General features: G+C 30.6%; 8 protein-coding genes. All 8 read right to left on the bottom strand.

Annotated elements, in window-relative coordinates; all coding sequences use genetic code 11:
- Positions 1–1399, bottom strand: a 1399-nt coding sequence (locus Q0K54_RS01250; RefSeq protein ID WP_294578029.1) for an esterase family protein, incomplete at its 3' end; no start/stop codon positions are given.
- Positions 1400–1633: 234 nt separating this feature from the next.
- The gene (locus Q0K54_RS01245; RefSeq protein WP_294578028.1) at positions 1634–2404 is read right to left on the bottom strand and encodes a MurR/RpiR family transcriptional regulator; all 771 of its coding nucleotides are present in this window, start codon (positions 2402–2404) and stop codon (positions 1634–1636) included.
- Positions 2404–3171, bottom strand: a complete 768-nt coding sequence (locus tag Q0K54_RS01240; protein ID WP_294578027.1) for a MurR/RpiR family transcriptional regulator — start codon at positions 3169–3171, stop codon at positions 2404–2406. Before Q0K54_RS01240 ends, Q0K54_RS01245 begins: the two co-directional genes overlap by 1 nt.
- 132 nt (positions 3172–3303) lie before the next feature.
- A complete protein-coding gene (locus Q0K54_RS01235; protein WP_294578026.1) occupies positions 3304–3822 on the bottom strand; it encodes a signal peptidase I in 519 nt (172 codons plus the stop codon).
- Positions 3815–4780, bottom strand: coding sequence for a hypothetical protein (locus Q0K54_RS01230; protein WP_294578025.1), 966 nt, complete (start codon positions 4778–4780; stop codon positions 3815–3817). Before Q0K54_RS01230 ends, Q0K54_RS01235 begins: the two co-directional genes overlap by 8 nt.
- Positions 4773–5561 (bottom strand): hypothetical protein, encoded by a 789-nt coding sequence (locus tag Q0K54_RS01225; protein WP_294578024.1) that lies wholly within the window; start codon positions 5559–5561, stop codon positions 4773–4775. The genes Q0K54_RS01230 and Q0K54_RS01225 overlap by 8 nt, the downstream gene beginning before the upstream one ends.
- Positions 5561–6349, bottom strand: coding sequence for a hypothetical protein (locus tag Q0K54_RS01220; protein ID WP_294578023.1), 789 nt, complete (start codon positions 6347–6349; stop codon positions 5561–5563). Before Q0K54_RS01220 ends, Q0K54_RS01225 begins: the two co-directional genes overlap by 1 nt.
- A complete protein-coding gene (locus Q0K54_RS01215; protein ID WP_294578022.1) occupies positions 6336–6878 on the bottom strand; it encodes a hypothetical protein in 543 nt (180 codons plus the stop codon). The genes Q0K54_RS01220 and Q0K54_RS01215 overlap by 14 nt, the downstream gene beginning before the upstream one ends.
- Positions 6879–6885 lie beyond the last annotated feature (7 nt).

Below are 6885 nucleotides of genomic sequence, written 5' to 3'. Positions count from 1 at the left end.
GAATACCTAAACGAGTATCACTAGCTACATCATAAACAAAATGTGCTGTATAACCTGAAGGAGATTCTGAATCTTCAACAACAGTTACCCCGGGTTGATAAGTTACATCAGGAGTTTCTGGTTCTTGTGATTCATTAGGGTTAGCAGGCTTATCAGTATCTTCCCATAAGTAGTCTTTTACGAATTTTGAAAGTAAATTACGCCATACACCCCAATCGTGTGCACCATTGATTTCATAATAGTCAAAATCAACACCAGCTGCAGTTAAACCTTCAATGAAAGCTGGATAATTTGATTTTCCAAAATCAAATTGACCATAACCTAACATCAAAGTTGGATAGTCATAATTTGGAACGTTAGGTACATCTGTTGCCAGATTATATGACCAGATTCCAAAATATCCGAATTCACCAGCTAAAGTTTGATAAACTGAAGTTGCTGTCATTCCACCAGCTGATAATCCAGCAAATGCCCGATCTCTGGCATCATGAGACACATTATAATTAGCTTCAATATATGGAATAATATTATTCATTAAATTATCTTTAATATCAGTATAATTCCATCTAAAATAAGTATTATCCATAGTAACTACAATAGTATTTGCATCTACTTCACCAGCAGCAATCAAATTGTCCATGATATTATCAGCAGCGCCAATTTCATGCCATTCAACTTCATTTCCGCCACCACCATGTGATAAGTAGAATGTTTTATATGTTTCATTTTCATTATATCCATATGGTAGATAAATTCCTAGTGGTTGCATTGAACCATCAACTGCCTGATATGAAACATATTCTGTTGTTCCTGTTTGTCCATCAGTTCTAGGGAAAATCCATTCTTGCCCATCAAGAGCTTCACTACTATTTCCGACAAACATTAAGCTCCTATCACTATCACCATTAGCTAATGGTAAATTAGTTGGATCTAAAACTCTAGTAGTAGTATCACCACTAGTAATATCATAAGCATAGAACCATTCTCCAGCAGGTACTGGAAGAGTAACAGTCCATAATCCTTCTGACACTTCAGTCATTGGATAACTTAAATTTTGTCCTACTGTTGTTACATCATAACCAGTTGGAAACATTCCATCTTGATATTGATAAGCATTATAAGCAGTAATCATTTCACCATCTAAATATGGTTGTATTTGATCTACAGAATAAAATTGAAAACCACCAACTAAACTAACACTATCAAGGGCAACATCACTTTGATAAGTAAATGTAACTTGGTAGTTAGCATCACTATCAGGATAATCAGTATTTTCTGCAATCTGATAACCTGGCTGTGATTGGTCTTCTAAACCATAGACAAATCCCATAGATGAAAAAACTAAAACTAAAGAAGCAATAATTGAAATTATTCTTTTAAACAGTTTTTTCTTCTTCATAAATTTGTTTTTTCTCTTTTCTTCTCTGTTTACTTGATTTAAGTATAGCGCTTATATTTTGTATCTTACAATATTTAAAAGAGTATTAATGTCCATTCAAAAATATATTTTATTATTTTGACAAATATTTCCATTATACGTTTAAATTTTATTTATTTACTAAAAATAAATCATAAATATTTATAAAATAAACAAATATCATCGACAAAAAAATTGTAGCAAATTGCTACAAAATTATGTCAGATTATCAGTTTTAATATATTTAAAATAATAATAATATTTAATTAAATTAAACAACTCTAAAATTACTAAATTTTCAATTTCTTCATCATCTTTACCTTTTAACTTTAATAAAATATCATAACTGGCATAAAAATCTTTTTGCGAAACAATTATCTTTTTAGCATTAGTATGACTAAGTTGCAAAAAAAACTGCTTATTCATAGTTAAAAAACGACCAGTAATAGTAATAAAAAACAATAAACAATCCTCACCATAATTCTCTAAATTATTTTCATAGCCTAATTGTCTAATTTCAATATATTTATCAAACATTAACATATCTTCAATAAAATTAGCTAGCAAAGACAATGGAAAGACAGCGCCAAAACAAATAATCTTGTTACTTTGGTGAATTAAGGACGTTATTTTATCAATTTCCTTAGCTAAAAGTTTAATGTCTAAATCATCATGATAAATTTTTGCAAGTAATTCAAATGATTGATCAATATCAATTTGCCGATAACGATGTTTAATTTGTTCATAACGGCCATTTTTCGTATTTATCAACATTGTTTTCATTTTTTTAAAAGTTTTAAATCCCAGTTTTTGACAAAAATTATTTACACTAGTAATAGAAGTATGACAATTTTTAGCCAATGTATTAGCTGATATATCCTCTATTTCATAGAAGTGTTCTAAAAGATATTTAGCTAAATAATAATTATTATCTTGATTTAAAGTATTATATGTAAATAGCAATAACAATGAAACAACTGTATTCACTAACTATCCCTCCTATTTAATTCAGTGATTAAAAACATATCTAAATAAATGAAATAGCTGCGATACAACAAGTCATAATAAGTATAAGGCAAGGGCAAAGAAATAGTGACTTCATCATCAATTTCCTGGCCTAAAAAAGCTTTTTTAGCTGGAGTTTGATCAATTATTTCAATTGGTCCAGGAGCAAGCATTAATAACTCATGATAAGTACGATAATTCATAAATGGTTCAATAAAAATAATTAAATCATCCTGATCTAATTGCTCAAATAATTCAATTTGTTTAGTTAAATCCCAACAATAATTTAAAATCACTTCTTTTTCTTTAAAGAAAAGATTATTTACTAATAATGGGAAACAAGATAAATATTTTTCGCCGCCAAAGAAAATAATTCGATTACTTTTTAACAAACTCTCGATCAATGACATATAATAAGGCTCGATCATCTTTTGACATTCATTTAAAAAATTAGCAACATTTTGATTATAAAAATCAAGATCAATTGAATCATAATGCATTATCATTTCCTGCTGTTCTTTTATTTCATCAGCCAGGACATCAATAAAAATCGTAAAACCACTATAACCAGCTTTCTGACAAAAACGAATAATCGAAGTCCTAGATACCTTAGTTTCCATAGTTATAGCCTTTAAAGTAATCTTTTTGATCGTTGTCATTTTCTTTAAAAAATAATCAGCCAAAATATACTCAACTGTATTATTAGCCGCCATATTCTTAATTAACTGCAACTTATCTACCAAATACATTTTAATCATCCTTCATCAAATAAACATAAAATATTTTATTTATATTTTAGCTAATTTTTCGACAAAAGTACAATATCAAAACTACATTCCAGTATAACTACAATTCATACAAAAAAAGAAGCCTGACGCTTCTTAATTCAAAATCTTTTTTACCATCTCATTAACTAATAGACAAACAACCACCACTAAAAGAATTAAAATTTTTCCCCACAAATTTGAAATCAAACTCACATAATAACCAGCGTATGGTATTGAAAAACAAACTTTCCCCACTATATTACTATACGATACTGGAAATAAATCATTTTGTACATTAGCATCGCCTTTTGTAATTATTTGTGACTTAGCGATATCATTGCTGACTACCCGATGAGTAATCACTCCATTATTATTATAAGTAATAATATCGTCTTGAGCGAGGGTTTCTGGTGATACTTGTTGAACATAAATGATACTATTAGTTTTTATTGCGGGTTCCATTGACCCACTAACAACATCAAAAACTTGATATCCAAAAACTGGTGGTAAAAATACGATTATATTTATCGCGATGATAAAGCCAATAGCAAGATAAGTTAACTTAGAAATAATAATAGCTAAAACTCTAACCTGACGATTAGAGTTTTTAGAATTTGAAGTCATTTTATCCATTATTACTAGCTCTTCGACGATAGAAATAAACAACTAAACCAATAATAACAAGAATACCAGCACCAATACCGGTATATGTCAGGATTTGAGATGTTGTAGTATTTTCCTGATTTTCGTCTCTAGCTAATGGTGTTTGTTGCTCATCTATATCGATGAATTCTTCTGGCTCTGTAGTTTCATCACCAGTAGTTGTACTTTCTTGACCTTCTGCAAGATCACCTGATATTTCTTCATTATCATCTGTAGTTACCGTTGTACTTTGGTCAGTTGTACTATCAGTAGTTGATGAAGTTGCAGAAGATGGAGTAGTAGTATCTGGAATAACAGCTATAGTCCCAGTTTCTACCGTTAATGCTGGAACAGGCGAATAAACAAATGTATAAATATTTTCGCTTGGATCATCAGCTAATGTTTGCCCTAAATTATAGGCTTGAGGGAGATATCCATCTACATATTTATAGCCAGCAATTGTATATTCACCAATTGTTCCATAATACGTTTCCGGTTGTCGTAATTGATTTCCAGCTTGATCTACATAATAAGTTGTATATTCGACCTGATTTCCCGGAATACCATAAGCAACAACATAATTATTATCTTTAGTTACCGTATACCATTGATAAATATAGGCATTTTCATTATCACGACCACCAGTTTTGATTCCTTTGGCATAATATTTGTCATTAGTAATAGTAATTTGATTTGTTTGAATACCAATTCGATCATTAGCTTTTAGATCAGTAACAACAATCTGCTTTTGATCATCACTTAAAGTAACTTGAGGCGTCGAATTAGTATCACTAGTATCTAACATGATTGCATCGACACTATTAAAGATTCCATAACTTCCAGCATAAATTGTAACTTGATAATTATATAATTCCTGTCCATTAATTGGAGCCAATGAGAAAGTTAATAATAACCCAACTATAACAGTACTAATTAGTTTTTTAAGCATTGTTACTATTTCTCCTTTCTTCATTTTTTTGGCGACGATATAAATACAGCAATCCAATCATAAACATTAGTGATGCACCTGATAAAAGACCATAGATCAATAAACTACTATTATCGCCAGTCTTGATGGTAGAAGTAACACTAGTTGTCACGATGTCTTGAGAAGTATCAATAGTTCGATCTTCACAGGCAAAATTCATTTGCACAACTGCTGATGTATTTTGATAATCGTTATTTAGTGTTTCACCATCTAAAGTAATTTCTAACAGTAGTAAACCACTTTCTCCAGGAGCTAAACTATCTAAATAAAAGTAATTTTCTAAAGCGCTAGTTGCCTGATGCAATCCATCAGTTTCATCACCACCAACAACTTCGCTATCATAAATAACTCGAGGATTGGTTTCATTTTGCCAATTTTCATTATCATAATAAGTTAATTTATAAGTATAAGCACCATTATCAGCTTCTGTTAAACCAGGATTAGCATCACGGCCATCGTCACGTTTTGTTTCATAAGTTTTTAAAACTTCATTTGTCATATACCAGTCTTCGTTACCCGTAGTGTTGATAACTTTTAACCTAATCGTCCAGGTATCTCCAGGCTGTAAATCAGTTCCTACTTCATCAATATCTTCTTGCGTAAAGTTTTGGGTCATCTCTTGATCTTTGAATTCAACATACCAGCCATCTGTAACGTAATCCTCACCACTTACATAAGTAATGGAACCAAGAAAAGTCGGAATGATCAAAAATAACGATAATAATATTTTAGTAAGTTTCATTATTCACCACCTCCTAAAGACAAAGTTTTATCTTCATTGATGGTTACATCAACACCCCAAGCACTTAAGATTGCTTCTTTAGCATTATGTGTTTGCACTGCATCAACTTCGGCATAAATTTCAAATTTATAATCATCATAAATATATGAAGTGACTATGGAACCATCATCATTAACTGATGTTTCGGTTTTTACTTCAGTTACGACTTCAGGATCAATTCTAATAGTATCCGTAAACAATTCACTTTCTTCACCGGATTTTAGAATATAATGATAATAGAATACTCGCTGTTCTTTAGTCGCTTGACTAGTATCTTCGATCCAACATTCATCATTGATATTGACAAAGTTCAAATCAATGAAATCAGGATCTAATTCCCTGTCAGCTAATGCTGTCGCATTACCATCTTCATCAATTTTTAACCAGCGTTTATGGACGATTACTCGAACATATTGATCAATTCCTGAATTACGATCACTCAAATTACCACCACAGTTTTTAACTTTTAATTCTTCTTTATAAGTCTTTCCTAACTGTAAATTATTTTCTGGAATTTCAGGAATAAAGAGAGTATATCGATCATCATCATAGCGAGAAACCTCTTCATCATTTTCAATCAATGATACACCGATTTGATACATTTGTGTTCCTGATACATAAGTATCACTATAGTATGTCAGCATTGCTCTAGTTAGTCCTACACCACTAAATAACATCACTGCCAAGCAAATAACTATCATAACTTTTAAAGCTTTTGATGATGAGGTAAGTTTTTTAATTAACTTCATTATTAATTACCTCCATTCCATATTGCCAGCTCAAATCCATATTACCAGTATTATCTTCATTATAAATTGCAGTTACATATTCATGAACGACAATTATTTCCAGAGGATTAGTATCATCTTCTGCTATCTTTGTAGAAACACTGGCTTTTAAAATACTAGTAGATTCTTGAGGTGCGATTGGTTTAGTATAATACCAATACCCATTAGCTTCGTTATATTTCCAAAGTTTATCAGCACCTAAATCACTAATAGAAACCTCAACACGATTGTCATCATTATAAAACACTTTAACTCTTGTATAAATATCTACTACTTCACTCGTATTTTTTATTGAAATTTCTTTATCTTCATCTTCAATATCTTCCTCTAATTCAGTGGATCTGCTTAGGGAAAGTGTTTTACTTCCCCAAGCATCAGTATAGGCGGTAAAATATGCTAATGATTGATTAATTGTAATTCCAAAAAGCATTACACATAATAGTCCCAGAAAAACCAGCTTTATTTTATGTTTAAATATTCTTTTAATCATCTTTTTT

Source organism: uncultured Thomasclavelia sp. (assembly GCF_944324745.1).
In the GTDB taxonomy this organism is placed as follows: Bacteria; Bacillota_I; Bacilli_A; order Erysipelotrichales; family Coprobacillaceae; genus Thomasclavelia.
Note: the sequence above shows the minus strand (reverse complement) of the source record. Positions and strands in the feature narration are given on the sequence as shown.